Here is an 18156-nt window from a genome sequence, read left to right on the forward strand (position 1 = left end):
CTTATGATTCATCTCCAAAGAAGAAATCGTCATCTTTTAACGGCTCAACTGTTGCCTTTTTGTAGCCGTTCCCTTTCATTGAGAAGAAGTCATGTGACTTTGTTTTTGTATTGAGTCCGTTCAATACAATTGGGTTGATCTCTTCTTCTTCAAAGTAAGGGGCAAATCCAAGGTTCATTAACGCTTTATTGGCATTGTAACGAATGAACTTTTTCACATCATGCGATAAATTGACTTGGTCATAAATATCCTCAGTGTAATGAAGTTCATTTTCATAAAGCTCATTAAGCAGATCGATAGAGAAATCATAAAGCTCTTTTTGCACGTCAGGTGTTTGTTTGTTGTAAATTTCTTGTGCTAACAATCCAACATACACACCGTGAATCGCTTCATCGCGCAAAATCAAGTTAATGATTTCACCACTTTGCATGAGCTTTCCTTGCCCGTAGAAATATAGCGGGTAGTAAAAGCCGCTATAGAATAGGAAGCTTTCTAAATACACTGAAGCAACCATTGCTTTAAATAAGGAAATCGGGTCATCCTTTTGAATGGAACGGTACAGACCTACAATCATATCTGCTTTCTTTTGCAAGAATTTATTTTTCTTGACCCATTCAAATACTTCACTAATCGTTTCAGTCGGTGCAAGCGTCATGAAGATATTTGAGTATGATTTTGCATGCACTGCATTTTCCATCATGGCCATAAAGTTTAACACGGCTTTACGTTGATGACCGTCCACATGTTCAGCCACTATCGGCATTCCTGTATTTCCTTGTTCTGTATCAAGTAACGTCAGTCCAGCCAGTACCTTCATGTACGTATCTCGCTCTTCTTCACCTAAATATTTCCATGTTAAAAGGTCCCCGTTTAAGGAAATCTCTTCTGGAAGCCAGAATTGCTTGACGTTTTGGTTGTAAAACATTTGTGTAAAATCGTCTTCGTGTTTTGACCAGTTGGCTGCATCATAAATTTTTGTCACGTTAAACTCTCCTTTAATCAAACAACACAAGAAAGACAGCCTTCCTGCCCTGTATCCTTCGTTCTTGCATAATAAAGTGTCTTAATGCCTTTATGGTGTGCATAAAGATCGATGCGGTTTAAGTCACGCGTTGTCATCGTATCTTTTAGGAATAATGTAAAGCTGATTCCTTGATCGACGTGCTGCTGAATGGTTGCGATCATATCGACCACTTTAAACATGTCCATATCGTATGCTTCTTTATAGAAGAACCAGTTTTGTGCTGAAAGTCCTGGCATTGGATAATACGTTTTGCTGTTTCCGTATGTTCTTTCTTCGATACGTTCCATAATTGGCATCACAGACGCTGTTGCCGATTGAACATACGAAATAGAACCTGTTGGTGCAATGCATAATCGATAGCTATGGTACATGCCATTTTCCGCTACAAAGTCTTTGAGTGCTGCCCAATCTTCTTTTGTTGGAATGTGCATGCCTTCAAATAGCGCAGCTGCTTTTTCTGTTTTTGGAGTGAAATCATTTTCTACGTATTTATTGAAGTACTCACCTGTTGCATAACCAGAGCCCTCATAACGATGGAATGTTTCCCCTTTTTCTTTTGCAAGCTCACTTGAACGCTTAATGGAGTAATAGTTCACCATCATAAAGAACGTATTAGCAAAATCTCTTGCTTCTTCACTTTCATAAGCGATTTGGTTTTGAGCTAAATACCCATGAAGGTTCATCGCACCAAGTCCAATTGACTTCATCGCTTTGTTCGCTTTTCTAACAGCTGGTGCATTGCGGATATCTGTTGTTTCAGACACAAGTGTGAGTGAGTCCGTTGCAAGCTTGACTGTTTTTTCAATGGATTTGTTTTTCATCACGTTCATGATATTTAAAGAACCAAGGTTACAAGAAATATCAAGTCCGATCTCATCATCTTGATCATAGTCCGTGTAAGAAGAGACTTCTGAAGCTTGAAGTACTTCTGAGCAAAGGTTTGAGAATTTCACACGTGAAATATGGTTCAGTGCGTGCTCTCTATTCACATTATCTTGGAACATGATATATGGATAGCCTGATTCTGAGCGCAGAACAGCTAATTTTTCAAGAAGTTTTCTCGGATTGACTTTTTCTTTTTTGACTTTCGGGTTTTCTACAAGCTCGTCATACATTTCTTCCATATCCATCTCATCAAGATGCTGTCCATAAGTTTTATAAACTGTATGAGGATAGAATGTATAAGCTGTTTTATCTTCTCTAGCAAGCTCGATAAATTTATCTGGAATGACGACACCGATCGAAAGTGTTTTCACACGAACATCTTCATCCGCAGAGATTTTTTTCGTATCTAAGAAATCATTAATATCTCTGTGGAAAATATTCAGGTAGGCACTGCCTGAACCTTGTCTTTGTCCCATTTGATCTGCATATCGGAATGCATTATCAAGAAGTTTCATGACGCCTACGACACCTTTGGTCGCATTTTCAACATCTTTGATCGCTTCACCTTTCGCACGAAGCTTTGAAAGGTTCAAGCTGACGCCGCCGCCTAATTTAGACAGCTGCATGGAAATATCAATGGCTCTTGAAATATCGTTTAATGAGTCATTCACTTCAAGCAAGAAGCAGCTCACCAGCTCACCACGTCTTTTACGGCCTGCGTTTAAGAATGTTGGTGTACTTGGCTGATACTCTTGGTTGATCATCAGTTCCACAAACTCAAGTGCTTTCTTTTTGTCTCCGCCCGCAAAGAAAAGAGCCACAACTGAAATGCGGTCTTCATAGCGTTCAAGGATTTTCTTTTTGTCATTTGTTTTCAGTGCATAGTCATTGTAAAACTTAAACGCACTCATAAATGATGGGAATCTAAATTTCTTGGCATATGCAGCTTCAAATACTTCTTTAATATCTGACATGCTGTATTGTCTTAAAAATTCTTCCTCATAGTAGTCGTTTTCTATTAAGTAATCAATCTTCTCTTCTAGATTATGAAAGAAGACCGTGTTTTGATTAATATAATCTACGAAATAACTATGTACAGCTTCTTTGTCCTTGTCGAACTGAAACTTTCCTTCTTTTTGAATCATAATCTCGTTATTTAATTGTATCCACTTTGGAACCTGATTTTGTGACAATTCTTTCTACCTCCTGTGTAAACAATTCAACATCCCTTTTTGTTCCGCTTAGTTCAAAGGTGTGCAAAATAGGAACTTGATATTGTTTAGAAATCGTATCGGCGCTTTTGGCAAAGTTATCTCCCCACACTTTGTTCCCACTCACCGCTACGCCTAGTAAAAGGTGCGCATTTTTCTCTAAAAATGACTGAGTGGTACCAGGGACTTGTCCAAATCCTGTCGTAAAGGTGACGAGAATAAACGGCGTATCCAAAAACTCTTCTCCAGTCAATTTTCGTTTGTCTGTAAAAGGGGTCTTGTCCAAAAAGCGTTGAACATTTCCTGTTTTTGAATCAAATACGATTTGAATCAATTCCATCACGACCTAGTTTTTAGTATTGTTGATCATTCCGCTATTCACTATATATAGTATACTATGTTTTTTCAAAACACAACATATAGATGCTCGAAACGAAAAAAAATCAACCAACCCGGCCGAACATTCATAGCCGAACTCGTACGTTCAAATAAATAGAGCAGAGCAGGTTCTAAAAATAGACTGCCCTACTCCCTATTCAACTGAAACCGAAATCTATCATAACACGAAAAAAAATCGCTTAGTAGACTAGACTTTTTGTTTTATTTTTTGTAGGCATCGCACTGTAAATCTTCTGACACTTCTGTTATTTCCACTTCAACACCTAATTCTTTCAGCACCGCTTCAAGCGCAGAGACGATCGAGGCTTCTCTTACTAACTCTTTCCCGTTTACAGAAACGCTTGTTCCATATTCGAAACAGGAGTCATCTTCACAAGTTTGTTCCCAATGATTAATTTTAATTTTGTGTGTCATGAACTCATCCTTTTCTGTCTAGATGTCTGATGCATGTTTATAGTGTAGCGACTTCACATTCATTTGTAAATTTACGTGCTTACTCTTCATCAAAGTCTTCACTATCACCATCATCTTCATCCCATTCATCTATGTATTTTGTCGTAATGAGCGTCAGCTCTCCTTCTTTTTCATCAAACCGGTATACATGTACTTCATCATCTTTTACAACAGCAATGTGATTATTTTTTAGCGCAACAGATGATGGTAAAAGACCATCAACATGGCTCCCATCATGCTCACCAGAATGGTTATGCCAACTTTCTTGTCTCGTTTCGATGTTCGAGATGGCGCATGCTCCAAATAAGACAACGATTCCAATCAAAAGAAGGATCACTCGAATCCTTCTCAATTCAAGCTCTGCATTTTCCATATAAATCCCCTCACCTTTTAAATGTCCAATAAGGATTTATACGCAACTTGGACAGAAAAGTTTCATGGCATGCAAAATAGCCCCTCTGCACTGACAAAAAACGTAGCGGGTTTCGGCCGGTTTATTCGCAGCTGCATGGGGCTATTGGTGAAAACGGGTGTTTATTCTAATTCAAGATTTACATTTTTTTGAGGTGCAAATGTTGAAATCGCATGTTTATAAATAAGCTGCTGCTTCCCTTCTGTCTCAAGCAGCACCGTGAAATTGTCAAATCCCTTTACTTGACCGCGAAGCTGAAAGCCATTCAGTAAAAATACTGTGACAAATGTATTGTCTTTGCGGATCTGATTCAAAAATTGGTCCTGAATATTAATCGGTTTCATGTTTCGTCCTCCTTGATTCTGATAACTACAGTTTCGCTTTAAGTCCAAGCTTTCCTGCTATATATGCGAAAATTTCCTCTTTTTTGTCCGAAAAGTGGCAAGGTGGTGTCATATCAAACCAGGTGACATCCATTTTATTACGGAACCACGTAAACTGACGCTTCGCATATCTGCGGGAATTTTGTTTTAATTGCTGGATGGCTTCATCAAGTGAGCAGTTGCCTTGAAAATAGGCATACAACTCTTTATAACCAATCGCTTGAACAGACTGACAATCTTTCAAACCAGATTGATAAAGTGCGCTCACTTCTTCAATTAAGCCTTCATCTAACATCATATCAATTCTTTGATGAATGCGCTCGTACAAAAGCTCTCGGTCCATTTTCAGCCCAATGAAGGCAGTATCATAAAGAGGAACTTCTTGATGCCCGTTTTGCATATCAGACATTTTCTGACCTGTTGTATGGATGATTTCAAGGGCCCTGATCACGCGGCGGACGTTATTCGGATGAATCGCTTTTGCAGCGTCAGGATCGGCTTCTTTTAGCTTTTCATACAGCTTGATCGGTCCATGCTGCTGTTCAAACAGCGTCATCTCTTCTCTAAAAGCAGGATCACTTTTCTCATCAGTAAACGTGTAATCATATAAAACAGACTGAATATATAGCCCAGTTCCACCAACAATCATGGGCGTTTTTCCTCTCGCAGCAATCTCTTTGATTTTTAAGCGGACAAGCTGCTGAAATTCAGCTGTAGAAAACGATTCATCCGGTTGTTTAATATCGATTAAATGGTGCGGTACGCCATTCATTTCTTCAGGGGTGATTTTCGCTGTGCCAATATCCATCCCTTTATAGATCTGCATGGAATCCCCGCTGATAATTTCTCCATTAAATGCTTTCGCTATATCAATGCTCAGCTTTGTTTTTCCGACAGCCGTCGGACCTACTAATACAATCACTGGTTGTTTTTTCATAACATCACTCTCTTTTACAAACTGCCTACAGTATAGCATAACTTCTCTTTCTCTCCTATATACTCCTCGTCACCAGCCAAGTGGTTCATTCCCGACCACTTCATATGTCTTTCCTTTTAAACGGTGCTTATGCGTTGGCCTTTCTTCATCTGGACTGTAAACGACTCCCCCGTATGGAATCGGGACAGAATCGGTATAGGCAGAAAACGTGACTTCCTCAATTTCATGATAGTGCGTCCCGTCCACTCTTGGGATAGCAGGTCCAGTGACGCCATAATATCTATGAAAATGCCCTCTTTCAAATGACGTGATCCCCCGGTAATAATGAGTATGTCTGTCGGTACTGCTTCCATTCACAGGCTGAGAAATACCTTCTATTAAATGATAATGTTCTTCTGTTACATCCGTTCGCGCTTTATAAGCATGAGCATGAGGTGGACATTTAGCCCAATCAGACGGATACAGGCCCATTTTTTACATTCCTCCTTATTTTAGGCATTCACCCAAACACAAGTGGGCCACTCGAATACACTGATGTCAGTTACAGTGATTTTATGTGAAAGGAGTCTTTTTTTATGAATTATTTTGACGCACCGTTTGTTCAAGATGAGATGAGAAGACCTTTTGGATTTGGACGCCCTGGATTTGGTTTTGGAAGACCTGGGTTTGGTTTTGGGCGCCCTGGTTTTGGCTATGGGAGACCTGGATTTTTTGGACCGCCATTTTTAGGTGGTTTTGCTGGAGGGCTTTTAGCTGGGTCGCTTCTTGCTCCAGGATATGGCTATGGTTATCCTTATCCACCGCCATACCCGCCATATGGACCATACCCTTATTATTAAATATGACGATTCAGTGAAAACATCCTCTTATAAAATGAATCGATTGACACATTTGTTTTTCATAGGTTAACATTTACTTTACCGACCGTTCAGTAAAGTAGGTGTTTTTTTTATGTCTAAAACGAAAAAAGAACAAATTTTTGAGGCTGCAGCTCACACCATTCTAAAAGAAGGATTGAGTCAGCTCACCCTTCAGCAGGTGGCAGAACATGCAAATATGACCAAAGCCGGGCTACTGTATCATTTTTCAAGCAAAGAAGACCTGATCCAGCAAATGAATGAGCATGCGGTTGCCTCTTTTCGTCAGCAGCTTGACACGTATCAGGAAACATACAAAAACGAAAAGGCGCCCTATGTACGTGCCTATATATTGGCCACATTAAATGATCTTGATAGACAAAACACCACACAGCTATGTACAAGTATGCTGGCAACCATGTCATTTGATGAAGCGTTATTAAATCCTTGGCGTCATTTTTATGCGGAATTTAAAGAAAAAGCAGCCGAGGAAATCAATGACCCTGCACTTAGCCAATTGATCCGTCTTGCCTGTGATGGCATATGGTTTTCAGAAATGTTTCAGCTTGAACCATTGAATCGAGAGGAAAAAACCCTTTTACTTCATCGGATTTTACACATTTTAGAGGAGGGATGATGATGATCCTCGGATATCTTTTTTTGGCTATCGCCATTTTTTCAGAAGCGATTGGGGCAGCGATGCTGAAACTATCAAATGGTTTCACACGCTTTAAACCTAGCGCTGTCGTTGTCGCTGGTTATACACTTGCTTTTTACATGCTGTCATTGACCCTTAATATCATTCCACTTAGCATGTCTTACGCCACATGGTCTGGGGTAGGTACCGTCCTCACGGCTTTTTTTGGCGTGCTCTTTTTCAAAGAAACCTTGAACCGTCAAGCACTTATTGGAATGGCAATGCTTGTTTCAGGGGTCGTACTATTAAATATGTCTTAAAGGATGTGAAGTGATATGAAAGGAATGCTTTATTTAACAGGAGCCATTTTGACAGAGGTTTTTGGCAGTACGATGCTGAAGCTTTCGCAAGGTTTTACACAGGCGCTGCCGAGTATGGGGGTCCTGATCGGATTTGGGTGCGCCTTTACCTTTCTCAGTTTGGCACTCAAAACAATTGAGCTGTCATCTGCATATGCCACTTGGTCTGGGGTCGGTACAGCACTTACTGCTCTAGTGGGCCTCGTGCTATTTAACGAAACTATTCATATGAAAGGATTTATTGGTCTTGCACTTGTCATATGCGGCGTCATTGTCTTAAATCAATCCAAAAAACAAAAGGAAGAAAAGAAAGAACCATTCGATCAAACCGAATGGACGTCATAAAAAAAGTCATTTTCTCCATTAATCAAGAGAAAATGACTTTTTTATCTTAATAACCAGCTTTGATGGTTTCTTCTAAGGAAATATGGACATTCCCTTGCACAGCTCTAGAGATCATACATGAGCTTTCAGCTTTATGTGCAAGCTTACGAGCTCGTTCTATGTCCTGTGCAGTAGCAGACTCTTTGAGAATGATGACAGGACGGTGAATGATTTTCTCATATGTAAACACACCGTTTGTCACATCGACAACTGCCTCAGAGCTCATCGATAGATCCTCTTTCTCTAATTGACTCCGCTCCATCATGGCTGCAAGTGTAATGATATAACATGTGGCTGCTGCACCTAGGAGCATCTCATCTGGATTTGTTCCGATACCCGGTCCATCCATTTCTTTTGGAATGGAAATCTTCGTCTTTAACTGTTCACATTCGATTGTCCCCACATCGTTACGCAGACCAGGCCAGCTTGCCTGAAGATGAAAATGATGACGCGCCATATCTGTCTCTCCTTTTGTTATCACTTTTTATAGTGTAACAAGAATTCACGCTGCTTGTCTTAACATGTGCACCATTTTTATGTATATTCCTCATCAAGCACTGTCCGAATCGCCCTGACATACCGGTAGAACGTCTCATTTTTTGTACTGGACCGCCGCCGAAAGTCAAAACTGTCAAATAAAGCTTCACGCTGACTTCTACTAATCTCTAGCTGTACACTTTGCCCTGTTTTTGTAAGATTATTAATATTATGATTGCTTGTTCCGCTCAGGGTTGCGTGTGCGACAGCCAGTTCAGCAGAAAATCCATTCCGCTCTAATGAGTTCACAATTTTCTCTGCACGATCATAGTCTGTTCCGCCAACAAGGGTGTGGTCAATTCCCGGCTCCCCTTTATAACCATGAACAGCTAAGACATAATCATGTGCTTTTGCCTGTGCGACTCCGATTGGTTCATCGAAGTTTGTACTTGTAATATGAAGTTCTGATGCATTTTCTCTCAAACCTTCAAATAAGTACGTAGAAAAATCGTTATCAAAAAAATGGACAATCTCACTAACGCCGCCTTCGATTCTCCCGCCATGAGGCGACATCACTAGAAGACGGCTGCCAGGCACTGGATTGGATGTAATTTGATAATGATCTGTTGATTCATTCTCTTCCAGTTCTTTAAAATTGCGATACATATCATTTGAACCGCTTTCGTCTTCTCCACCTGATGACACTGGCTCATCATGTTCCTGTGCTTGCATGGTATAATAGACGCCCCATCCGATGACAAGCAGGAGAAGCAAAGCAAAAAACTTCTTCATTCCCGTTCTCCTTTAACAGATTTCTAAGCCGTTTCTATGATTAATATTGAATCATCATTTCTTTTCATTTTTTCCACATTTTCTCTTCAAATTTGATCATAACACTCTAGATCATGAGATTCCTCAAAAATAAGATAATTGCATTTATATACACAGAAACGCCTTTCCTGATTGAAAACAGAGTTAGAATAGTATGACAAACAAATGAAGTTATGTTTAAAATGACCTAGTCCTACCCAGTCTGTTTTCTTTAATTCGTCTTTTTTTTATGCGAATTTGATTTTTTTCATCTGGAATGAATCACATTTGTATGAGCATTGACCCTGTCTAGCCCCTCCTTTTTTCTACAGAATCCATTGTTTTACTGGTTCTCTAAGAAGAACTCTCCCACCTATCATCGGCAGTTTTGATATGATTTCCACCTTTTTCTATTATTTTACAAAATGTAAGCGCTTTTCTTTTTAAAGGGAATGAGTCAGCCGCCAATATGAACAAAAGAAGGGACAAGAATCCGAACAAAGATGCTGTCATGTTCATAACGTAAGAGTGTACGAGAATGGATAGCTAGAATGGAGGGCATCACATGTTTGGATTTTCCATGGTACAAATGGTCAGAACGCATGCTAGTAAATTGGATCAGCCTTTAAGAGAAACCGTCCTTCACCTCTATAAGCCTTTTAAGTGGACGCCTTGTTTTCTTCATCGTTTTTTTGAAGGAAGGTTAAAGAAGAGCAAGAAGCTTCGGGTTATCATTGAATTTAAAGAAGATGCAGTTGAAGCAGGTATTCAAAGCACAAAGCAGCTAATGAAAAAAAGCAGAAAAACAAACATCAAAAAACATTTTTCACATATTAACTGCTGCGCAGCTGATCTTACCCCTGCTGCTTTAGAGGAACTCTTAGCGAATGGGGAGCATATTCGCAAAATATATTTAGACAGACAGGTACATGCACTGCTGGATGTGGCGACACAATCAAGTCATGCGGATGAAGTCGTTCGAAATGGCATGACCTTAACTGGCGAAGGCATTACGGTGGCGGTCGTTGACACGGGCGTATACCCACATCAGGACTTAGAAGGAAGAATTCGCGACTTTGTAGATTTAGTCAAACAAAAAACGAAACCTTATGATGATAACGGTCATGGAACGCATTGCGCTGGGGATGTGGCTGGAGACGGAGCTGCCTCAGACGGCTTATACAAAGGACCCGCTCCAAAAGCCAATATCATTGGGGTAAAAGTGTTAAATAAACAAGGCGCTGGATCACTTTCTACTATTATAGAAGGTGTTGAATGGTGCATACAGTTCAACGAAGACCATCCTGATGACCCAATTCACATTATCAGTATGTCGCTTGGCGGCGATGCGCAGCGTTATGATGACGAACAAGACGATCCGATGGTGCGCGCTGTCAATGCAGCTTGGGATCAAGGGATTGTCGTATGCGTTGCTGCTGGGAACTCCGGTCCTAACAGTCAAACAATCGCAAGCCCTGCCGTGAGTCAAAAAGTCATTACGGTCGGAGCCTATGATGATCGAAATACGCCCGAATCAAGTGACGATGTCGTGGCACCATTTTCGAGCAGAGGTCCAACGGTCTATGGTGAAACAAAGCCCGACCTCCTCGCACCAGGAGTCAATATCGTCTCTCTTAGATCACCAAGATCATTCCTAGATAAACTAGATAAATCAAGTAGAGTCGATGATGATTATACGACGTTATCTGGCACTTCGATGGCGACACCCATTTGTGCCGGTATCTGCGCACTATTATTAGAGCATTCACCAGATTTAACACCTGATGAAGTCAAAACTTTATTAAAAGAAAATACAAGCAAGTGGTCTGGAGAGGACCCAATGATTTACGGAGCAGGTGCCATCGACGCAGAAAAAGCCATCCAAGAATAAATAAAAAAGCCCTTTACGTTTTTCGTAAAGGGTGTTGTTTTGTCTGTTTTATGTGTGAAGTCTTTCTTCTACTTGAGCAGCTGACATGTTATGCTTCGTTCTCATACATCTCATCTCCTTTTTGAATGTGCGTACGCGCTTCGATCACAATTTCAAAAAAAGTGGAAGATTCCTTGTACATGTCGCGTTCCTTATAATAATTAGCCGCATCAAGTGCCAATTCCTCTAAATCAGCAAACATTTTTTTGTTTCGTAGTCCCAAAAGGGCTGACCTCAATTGTTCAGAGCTGTCTGTTTCTATATAGAGTGCCTGTAAAAATTGGAATTTCAATTGATAAATTTCATCTCCCAATATAGAGGCCTGATTCATACCTTCCTTTATAGCCTCACTCGCTCGCTCCATATCTTCGAGTTTAAAACAAGTAAGAGCCAGTGAAAACAATGATTTGATCATCGTTGCAGCTTGATCTTTTTGATAAAGTGAAATGGCTTGTTCAAAGAAGACAGTCGCTGTATGGTAGGTTCCCATACTATAATGACAAGTTCCTAAGTTATTGAGGGCCATCGCCTTAAAATAAGATGTGCATTCTTTTCTTTCCATTGCTTCACACACTTTTAAAGCTTTTTCTAAATAAGGGAGCGCTTTTTGATGCTGACTTACATCAATCCAATTACCTGCCATCACAAAATCGCATTGAATGCTTCTTTTTCCATAAAGCTGATGTTTCTTATAGATGTCTCTCGCTTTTTTCGCATAATGCATAGAAAAATAGGTTTGTTTCATATGATAGTATACTTCAGCAATTTTATAATAAAATTCCGCTTTTTCGATCTCATCTGTCACTAAGATCAGCTGATGTTCCGCATGCTTATAATAGGAAATGGCTTCGATATACCGGTGCTGGGTAAATGCATACATTCCATGGAAAAAATGAAAGTAATAGCCCAATAAACCCGTCATCTCATCTTCTGCCTCTTCAATATCTTTTGGAAAAGAAACCGCTTGAAGCGATTCATTCCCTGCATGGACTGGCGTTAAGTGCTGAAGCATCATTTGATGGCGAAAATCCATGAGAGAATAATAGAGTAATAAATCTTGATCTTCTTCCATCTCATGAATGTCTTCTTCAACAAGGCGCTTCATATCGTTTGCCTGATCAACTTCAAATTTGCAAATATGTGTGTACCATTGATTGATTTTTACACCTACTTCGGAAGATGGTATTTTGTGTGCCATCCACTTCAGCCCCATTCTATCATATCAAACTGATAACTATTATTTTACATAATTTATGATTTTAAGGCAAATTGTCATTTATTTCATATTTTATGTTGATTTTGCACATTTCTATCTTTTTTACCAAGTTTAAAGAGAGTACTTTTGCCCATCAAAACCTTTTTCTACGAAGAAGGGTCGAATTCTCTAAGCACTTCTTTTAAACCACTGACATAGCGACTAAATGCTTTTTTCTTTCCTTTTCTTGTATCAAAGTTGTCAAAAAAGGCTTTTCTCTGCGCCGTACTAATTTCTAATTGGACACTTTCGCCACTTGCATTTTGATTATTAATGTTGTTTGGATCCGTACCAGAGAGGCGCTCACCTTTTTGCACGAGCTCTGCAGAGAAGCCCCGGTCTTTTAGTTCTCGCACAACCGCTTCTTGCATTTTTTCGTTTGTCCCGCCCACAAGTGTATGTCTTCTATCACTTTTATAGCCGTGGATAGATATAGAAAAGGGATATGTTTTAATCATTTGAACCAAAATCGGTTCATCGAATTTTGTACTAGTGATATGCAAGTCACGATTGTTGTCTTGTTTTGTCCCTTCAAATAAATACGTAGAGTACTTCTTTTCAAATGCTTCTACAATTTCACTTGTTCCTGGTTCAATTTCGCCGCCGTGAGGAGAAAAGACAAGTAAGTCACTTCCCCCTTTTTCATGAAACTCTATCTCATAGCCGTCTCTTTCATGCCGTATAAGCTGCTTAAAACTTTCATATTGATCCCCTTTTTTTCGCTCTTTCTTATACTTTTCTACTTCTTCATGATGTTGTTTTTGCTCTTTATTTTCTTGGATAGAATGGCTGCATTTCACCAGTAAAAGAGCACACAGGATGAGAAAGATGAATCCACTTATGAGTAGTCTTTTCATTTCACCGCTCCTTTTCATTCTCTTCGATGTCATCTTATCGCATTATTTTACTATCAATCGCTAAAAGAATTCAAAGAATGTCCGGCTCCTTTTCATGAATCAGGAGAACTTACCTGTTTTTTTATGTTGCCCTAGGTATTTTCGGCTTCTTTAAAACGGTTCTTGTGCAAGTAAAAACTAAATCCTATGACCTCATTTTAGTTTTAGTCAAAAACACCTACAAAATTGGGAATTTTCATCTTTTTTTCAAATAAAAAAGCTGTAAACAAAAGGAATATCTCCTTCTGTTTACAGCCAGTCTCTGTATATCCAGCATTAAACTCTTAATTCATTCTCTAATGCTGTCAGCACTTCATCTTGCGACATGCCTTGTGCAAGTGAAATTTCGCTCACTAACATGCCCCGTGCATCTTCAAGCATCTTCTTTTCACTAGAATTTAAGGCTTTTTTCTGATTACGTCTCATCAGATCTTTGACAACGTCTGCGCCATCTTCAATCGAACCTGTTTTTAGCTTTTTCAGATTTTCATCATATCTTTGCTTCCAAGTAAGCGTGTCGTCGTTTGTTTCTTCTGCAAAATTGTTCATCACAACTTTCAGCGTAGCTTGATCAGCTACCGGACGTATACCTAGTTGATTGATTCTGCCTTTTGGGACCATCATCTGCATATTCGGCATTTGAATCAGAAAATATTCCTGCGTCTTACCTAAAATCTCTTTTTCTTCCATTCCTTCAATCACACCGGCTCCATGCATTGGATAAACAATTTTATCACCTATTTGAAACAAATCCGCCACCTCCGAAAGTATTCACAATATCATTATAACACATTTCAGCAGAGGATAAAAATTTATATTTTATCATGTTAATTTAGCACTAGTCAATTCTTTTTATTTGAGTTTTTAAAGAATTAGCCTTTTTTTACAAAAGGAGCGCCACCATCCAGTCCTCGTACACCTTTCTTGCATATACTAGCATTGAGTCACATTTAGGAGGGATGACAATGTGCAAATGCAAGAGCAAACATTCCCACTCAAAATGCTATAAAAAGCATGACGATCATCACCATATGGATCCGTGTGAAAAAAAGAAGTTTTATCATAAAAAAGATGATTGGTTTGAGAGCGATTTTTGGGATACTTCAAGAAGCTACGATCCCCATTATTTTCCTAAAAGTGTCTGCAGCAGATGTAAGAAGCGTCGCAGAAAAAGACATAGCTTCTCATTTTAGTGTTTGACGCTACACCTGCTTTTTGTTTTCCCGGCTGAAAAGCCGGTTTTTTTGTTACATGTCGTTCTTTTCTTTCATATGGATAGGCTCATGAAACAGGTACAGCTCATAAGATATGGCAACCTGAAAAAAAGGATGAGATACAAAATGAATAATATGAATAACCAAACCAACCATTACCATCAAGGGAATCCCTATCACACGTTTGAAAATGTGTATACAGCCAATCATGAGCATATGATCGCACCAAACATGCATGACCATATGAATATGCCAAATCATTATCATACCGGTAAAAAAGATGCTTATAGCGGACACCACCCGCATCATCATTCAGCCTATTCTCCTTTTACGAAGCAGTATGATCCCTATTCAAATGTACAGATGAACGATCACCATCACTTCGGTCACTACGGCGGTTATGGTATGGCTCCCCACCAGCCATACGGCTATCATGATATGCAAATGATGATGCCGGCAAATCATCATTTGACAGGAAATGCTTACGGAATGAACCAACCAAATGCATTCCTACCCCGTTATTACTAAAAAACAAGCAAAATAAGGGTATAAAATACCATTTAATGACATATAGGAATATGGTAACCTTATAGGTAAATAATGGATGTAATCATCTATTATTTACCTATAATCAACCAAGGGGGAAGGAAGAAATGAAGAAAACATGGACAATCATTATGATGGGGATGCTTACATTGGTCATGGCACTCTCAGTACCGCTAGCCGCATCAGCTGAAGGGGCTAAAACAGAGGAAGGCAAAGCTTCAACAAATGCTCGACCAGCTGCACTTTATGCAAAAATCACAGGAGCAAGTAAACAGGAATGGTCTTTTTCTGACATTGACCTGACTTACCGTCCAAATTCGGTTCTTAGTATTGGTGCAGTTGAATTTACTTTACCAGCAGGTTTTCAAGCCACAACAAAGGATATTATCAACGGAAAAGCATTAAAAGACAGTTACATTTTGAACAACGGAAAAACTGTCCGCATTCCAGCTCGTTTCGATTTATTCGGAAGTTCCCAATATACATTACAACTTTCTCATAAAGTACTTCCTGCTGCAGGTACATATACGTTCCGCGCAGAAAATCGTGCGATCAGCATTGGTTCCACATTTTATGCAGAGGATACGATTGATATTAATAAACGGCCAGTTGTCGTCACACCGCCAAATCCTTGCGGATGCTAAACAAAAAAGCGCTCTTAGAGCGCTTTTTCTCATTCATCACAACCCTTGCCGCTGTGCTTACTGCATTTTATATAATTGTTACACCATATCTCATTTGTTACACCATATCTCATTATGGTCTGTCATCATTTAGTTGGCAAACCCATATATGGCGTTTTTTATTATTATTTTTGCTCTTTTAGTTTTTTAAAAATCACAAATTGATATACGCCAAATAGTAAGGTTAGAATCATCATTGCGGTAAATAGTTGGTCGACTGGAAGCAAAAAATATACGACAAAAAAAGATAAGAGCAAAACAAAGTAACCTATATTGAACGCTTTTTTGAATGTCATCATATTCCCTCCTTTTTACAATCATATCACGCTACACCTAATCGTATAACCAAATAACAAAAACCCCTATCCATTTGAGGAAAGGGGTTATCCTTACAACATGACAGCAGATGTTTATCTTCACATCACAAAAACACGAACCAAACTATCGGATTGAAAAATTAATTGGTGGGCAAACCGATTCACCCACCATCTTAAACCTTGCTACATGACCCGTTTAAACATCTTCTCCATTTCATATGTGGAATGATGAATCATAATCGGCCGGCCATGCGGACATGTAAATGGGTCTTCTGTTTGCCGGAGTTCATCTAATAAGGCTTTGATTTCATCGTGACGCAAATGACGATTTGCTTTAATCGAGCCTTTACAGCTCATCATGATCGCCGCTTCTTCTCTCAGTTTCTTGATATCCACACGCTTTTCATCAAGTACTTGCTGAATGATTTCTTCGATGAGTTCAGCCTCTTCTCCTTTAGGAAACCACTGCGGATGCGATCGAACGATATAGCTGCCTGATCCGAATGGCTCTAAGAAGACCCCTACTTTTGCTAAAATATCGATATGCTCTTCAATAATCAACATATCGTTTTTTGAGTAGTGAAAGGTTAATGGAACAAGCATTTCTTGCACTTCCTGTTCAATGTCTCCTACCTTTTCACGAAAGTACTCATACTTGATTCGCTCTTGGGCAGCGTGCTGATCGATGATATAAAGACCGCGTTCATTTTGAGCCAAAATATACGTTCCGTGCATTTGTCCAATCGGATACATCACAGGGACACGTTCACTTTCATCCTGTTGCTGGGCTGCACTGTCTTCCAGTATCACTTCGTCATGTTGTTCATGCGAAGCTGCAGATTCCTCTACATATACATGGTCAAACGTTTCTTCAGACGATGCTGGTAAAGGCGCTTCCGTACTTTCCGGTTCACGCACCCCGTATGTGTCGTTCTGACTGGTCTCGTATACAGCCGATGCGAGTGAGTCCGGCTCATAGGAAACAGGTGTTTCCATTCGGCTTTTCATTGTTTGTTTAGAATCAAAAGATAAGGACTGCTGCTCATTTTTCACTGCTGGCATTGGTGCTTTTTTTGGCACTGAAGCACTTGGAATGAGCTGCTGCTTTTGAAAGACGTCCTTAATCCCTTGTTTGATCAACTCATGAAGTTCTTGCTCTTTACTAAGTCGTACTTCAAGTTTAGAAGGATGTACGTTCACATCGACTAAAATGGGGTCCATCTTCATCTCAATAAATGTAATCGGATGGCGTCCGATCGGGAGCAGTGTATGGTATCCTTCATGAATGGCTTTCACCAGCGGGAAATGCTTGACATATCTACCGTTGACAACAGAAGACATATAATTACGTGATGCCCTTGTCACTTCTGGTAAGGAAATATAGCCTTTCACTTCAAAATCAAGTGATTGTACATGTAGTGGCAGCATTTTTTTGGCCACTGCCGTTCCATAAATGGCCGCAAGCACATGCCGCACATCTCCGTTTCCATTTGTTTGAAGCAGCACTTTTCCTTGATGTCGCAAACGAATCGACACTTCTGGATGAGCAAGTGCAATTCGGTTCACAACATCAGAAATGTTGCCAAGCTCCGTATGAACCGTTTTCATGTATTTTAGACGGGCTGGCGTATTATAAAATAAATTGGTGACCACAATTTCGGTGCCGCGACGGCCAGTGGTTTTTTTCTCCGAAATGATCTTCCCGCCTTGGAGAGCTAAGTGTGTTCCAGCACCTTCACCGGTACTTGTCTTCATTTCTAAGTGAGAGACGGAGGCAATACTTGGCAGCGCCTCCCCCCTGAAACCGAGCGTCCTGACACGAAACAGATCATTTTCATCTTTGATTTTACTCGTCGCATGACGCTGAAAGGCGAGCTTACAATCTTCAGCATCGATTCCCACCCCATTATCAATAATTCTAATAGAAGAAAGTCCTGCTTCTTCTACATCGATTTCAATGACAGTACTACTAGCATCGATCGCATTTTCCACGAGCTCCTTCACAACAGAAGCCGGGCGTTCGACCACTTCACCAGCTGCAATTTTATTTGATAGGTCATCGGATAACTGAATAATCTTTGCCATTT

General features: G+C 39.8%; 22 protein-coding genes. 7 read left to right on the forward strand and 15 right to left on the reverse strand.

Annotation, left to right across the window (positions count from 1 at the left end):
- Position 1 precedes the first annotated feature (1 nt).
- The 8 genes from nrdF to LCD34_RS16045 all read right to left on the reverse strand — a co-directional run bounded on the left by nrdF (position 2) and on the right by LCD34_RS16045 (position 6175).
- Entirely contained in the window at positions 2-982 is a 981-nt protein-coding gene (gene nrdF, locus LCD34_RS16010) for a class 1b ribonucleoside-diphosphate reductase subunit beta (protein ID WP_008344010.1), read from the reverse strand.
- Between the two features lie 17 nt (positions 983-999).
- Complete coding sequence (nrdE, locus tag LCD34_RS16015; protein ID WP_019743850.1) at positions 1000-3102, reverse strand: class 1b ribonucleoside-diphosphate reductase subunit alpha; 2103 nt, start codon at positions 3100-3102, stop codon at positions 1000-1002.
- Positions 3062-3454, reverse strand: a complete 393-nt coding sequence (nrdI, locus tag LCD34_RS16020) for a class Ib ribonucleoside-diphosphate reductase assembly flavoprotein NrdI (RefSeq protein WP_017359034.1) — start codon at positions 3452-3454, stop codon at positions 3062-3064. Before nrdI ends, nrdE begins: the two co-directional genes overlap by 41 nt.
- Positions 3455-3720: 266 nt before the next feature.
- Positions 3721-3933 (reverse strand): hypothetical protein, encoded by a 213-nt coding sequence (locus LCD34_RS16025; RefSeq protein ID WP_003212415.1) that lies wholly within the window; start codon positions 3931-3933, stop codon positions 3721-3723.
- Positions 3934-4012: 79 nt separating this feature from the next.
- The gene (locus tag LCD34_RS16030) at positions 4013-4345 is read right to left on the reverse strand and encodes a YmzC family protein (RefSeq protein WP_017367288.1); all 333 of its coding nucleotides are present in this window, start codon (positions 4343-4345) and stop codon (positions 4013-4015) included.
- Positions 4346-4506: 161 nt separating this feature from the next.
- Positions 4507-4728, reverse strand: a complete 222-nt coding sequence (hfq, locus tag LCD34_RS16035; RefSeq protein ID WP_003211269.1) for an RNA chaperone Hfq — start codon at positions 4726-4728, stop codon at positions 4507-4509.
- A gap of 25 nt (positions 4729-4753) precedes the next feature.
- Positions 4754-5704, reverse strand: coding sequence for a tRNA (adenosine(37)-N6)-dimethylallyltransferase MiaA (miaA, locus tag LCD34_RS16040; protein WP_224559749.1), 951 nt, complete (start codon positions 5702-5704; stop codon positions 4754-4756).
- 69 nt (positions 5705-5773) lie between these two features.
- Positions 5774-6175, reverse strand: a complete 402-nt coding sequence (locus tag LCD34_RS16045; RefSeq protein WP_007499437.1) for a YmaF family protein — start codon at positions 6173-6175, stop codon at positions 5774-5776.
- Positions 6176-6279: 104 nt separating this feature from the next.
- Here LCD34_RS16045 and LCD34_RS16050 point away from each other — a divergent pair, with 104 nt between their 5' ends.
- The 4 genes from LCD34_RS16050 (at position 6280) to LCD34_RS16065 (ending at position 7902) form a co-directional block, all read left to right on the forward strand.
- Positions 6280-6543: a hypothetical protein gene (locus tag LCD34_RS16050; RefSeq protein WP_017359036.1), complete on the forward strand. Its 264-nt coding sequence runs from the start codon at positions 6280-6282 to the stop codon at positions 6541-6543.
- 112 nt (positions 6544-6655) lie between these two features.
- Positions 6656-7198 carry a TetR/AcrR family transcriptional regulator gene (locus tag LCD34_RS16055; RefSeq protein ID WP_008344015.1) on the forward strand — a complete coding sequence of 181 codons (543 nt, stop codon included), beginning with the start codon at positions 6656-6658 and terminating at the stop codon, positions 7196-7198.
- 2 nt (positions 7199-7200) lie between these two features.
- A complete protein-coding gene (locus LCD34_RS16060; protein WP_017367286.1) occupies positions 7201-7518 on the forward strand; it encodes a DMT family transporter in 318 nt (105 codons plus the stop codon).
- Between the two features lie 15 nt (positions 7519-7533).
- The gene (locus LCD34_RS16065; RefSeq protein WP_056704771.1) at positions 7534-7902 is read left to right on the forward strand and encodes a DMT family transporter; all 369 of its coding nucleotides are present in this window, start codon (positions 7534-7536) and stop codon (positions 7900-7902) included.
- A gap of 46 nt (positions 7903-7948) precedes the next feature.
- On the opposite strand, the gene LCD34_RS16070 is transcribed toward LCD34_RS16065, so the two are convergent.
- Both LCD34_RS16070 and LCD34_RS16075 read right to left on the reverse strand, forming a co-directional pair.
- Positions 7949-8398: an OsmC family protein gene (locus LCD34_RS16070; RefSeq protein WP_073414211.1), complete on the reverse strand. Its 450-nt coding sequence runs from the start codon at positions 8396-8398 to the stop codon at positions 7949-7951.
- A gap of 77 nt (positions 8399-8475) precedes the next feature.
- The gene (locus LCD34_RS16075) at positions 8476-9210 is read right to left on the reverse strand and encodes a poly-gamma-glutamate hydrolase family protein (protein ID WP_039166578.1); all 735 of its coding nucleotides are present in this window, start codon (positions 9208-9210) and stop codon (positions 8476-8478) included.
- A gap of 583 nt (positions 9211-9793) precedes the next feature.
- Here LCD34_RS16075 and LCD34_RS16080 point away from each other — a divergent pair.
- Positions 9794-11119: a S8 family peptidase gene (locus LCD34_RS16080; RefSeq protein ID WP_224559750.1), complete on the forward strand. Its 1326-nt coding sequence runs from the start codon at positions 9794-9796 to the stop codon at positions 11117-11119.
- Between the two features lie 88 nt (positions 11120-11207).
- Here the strand turns inward: LCD34_RS16080 and LCD34_RS16085 are convergent, their stop codons facing one another.
- The 3 genes from LCD34_RS16085 to LCD34_RS16095 form a co-directional block, all read right to left on the reverse strand.
- Positions 11208-12356 (reverse strand): Rap family tetratricopeptide repeat protein, encoded by a 1149-nt coding sequence (locus LCD34_RS16085; RefSeq protein WP_008344020.1) that lies wholly within the window; start codon positions 12354-12356, stop codon positions 11208-11210.
- 164 nt (positions 12357-12520) lie between these two features.
- Positions 12521-13270 (reverse strand): poly-gamma-glutamate hydrolase family protein, encoded by a 750-nt coding sequence (locus LCD34_RS16090; RefSeq protein WP_060832343.1) that lies wholly within the window; start codon positions 13268-13270, stop codon positions 12521-12523.
- Positions 13271-13585: 315 nt separating this feature from the next.
- On the reverse strand, positions 13586-14059 hold the full coding sequence (locus LCD34_RS16095) for a CarD family transcriptional regulator (RefSeq protein WP_007499456.1): 474 nt from the start codon (positions 14057-14059) through the stop codon (positions 13586-13588).
- A gap of 590 nt (positions 14060-14649) precedes the next feature.
- Here LCD34_RS16095 and LCD34_RS16100 point away from each other — a divergent pair.
- Together LCD34_RS16100 and bslA are read left to right on the forward strand one after the other, a co-directional pair.
- Positions 14650-15051 carry a hypothetical protein gene (locus tag LCD34_RS16100; RefSeq protein ID WP_017359044.1) on the forward strand — a complete coding sequence of 134 codons (402 nt, stop codon included), beginning with the start codon at positions 14650-14652 and terminating at the stop codon, positions 15049-15051.
- Between the two features lie 125 nt (positions 15052-15176).
- Entirely contained in the window at positions 15177-15713 is a 537-nt protein-coding gene (bslA, locus tag LCD34_RS16105) for a biofilm surface layer hydrophobin BslA (RefSeq protein WP_017359045.1), read from the forward strand.
- Positions 15714-15877: 164 nt separating this feature from the next.
- Here bslA and LCD34_RS16110 read toward each other — a convergent pair whose 3' ends face one another.
- Together LCD34_RS16110 and mutL are read right to left on the reverse strand one after the other, a co-directional pair.
- On the reverse strand, positions 15878-16051 hold the full coding sequence (locus tag LCD34_RS16110; protein ID WP_158082758.1) for a hypothetical protein: 174 nt from the start codon (positions 16049-16051) through the stop codon (positions 15878-15880).
- Positions 16052-16252: 201 nt separating this feature from the next.
- Positions 16253-18154, reverse strand: a complete 1902-nt coding sequence (gene mutL / locus LCD34_RS16115) for a DNA mismatch repair endonuclease MutL (protein WP_224559751.1) — start codon at positions 18152-18154, stop codon at positions 16253-16255.
- Between the last annotated feature and the right edge of the window lie 2 nt (positions 18155-18156).

This window comes from Bacillus sp. RAR_M1_44 (genome assembly GCF_020165935.1).
Classification (GTDB): domain Bacteria; phylum Bacillota; class Bacilli; order Bacillales; family Bacillaceae; genus Bacillus; species Bacillus altitudinis.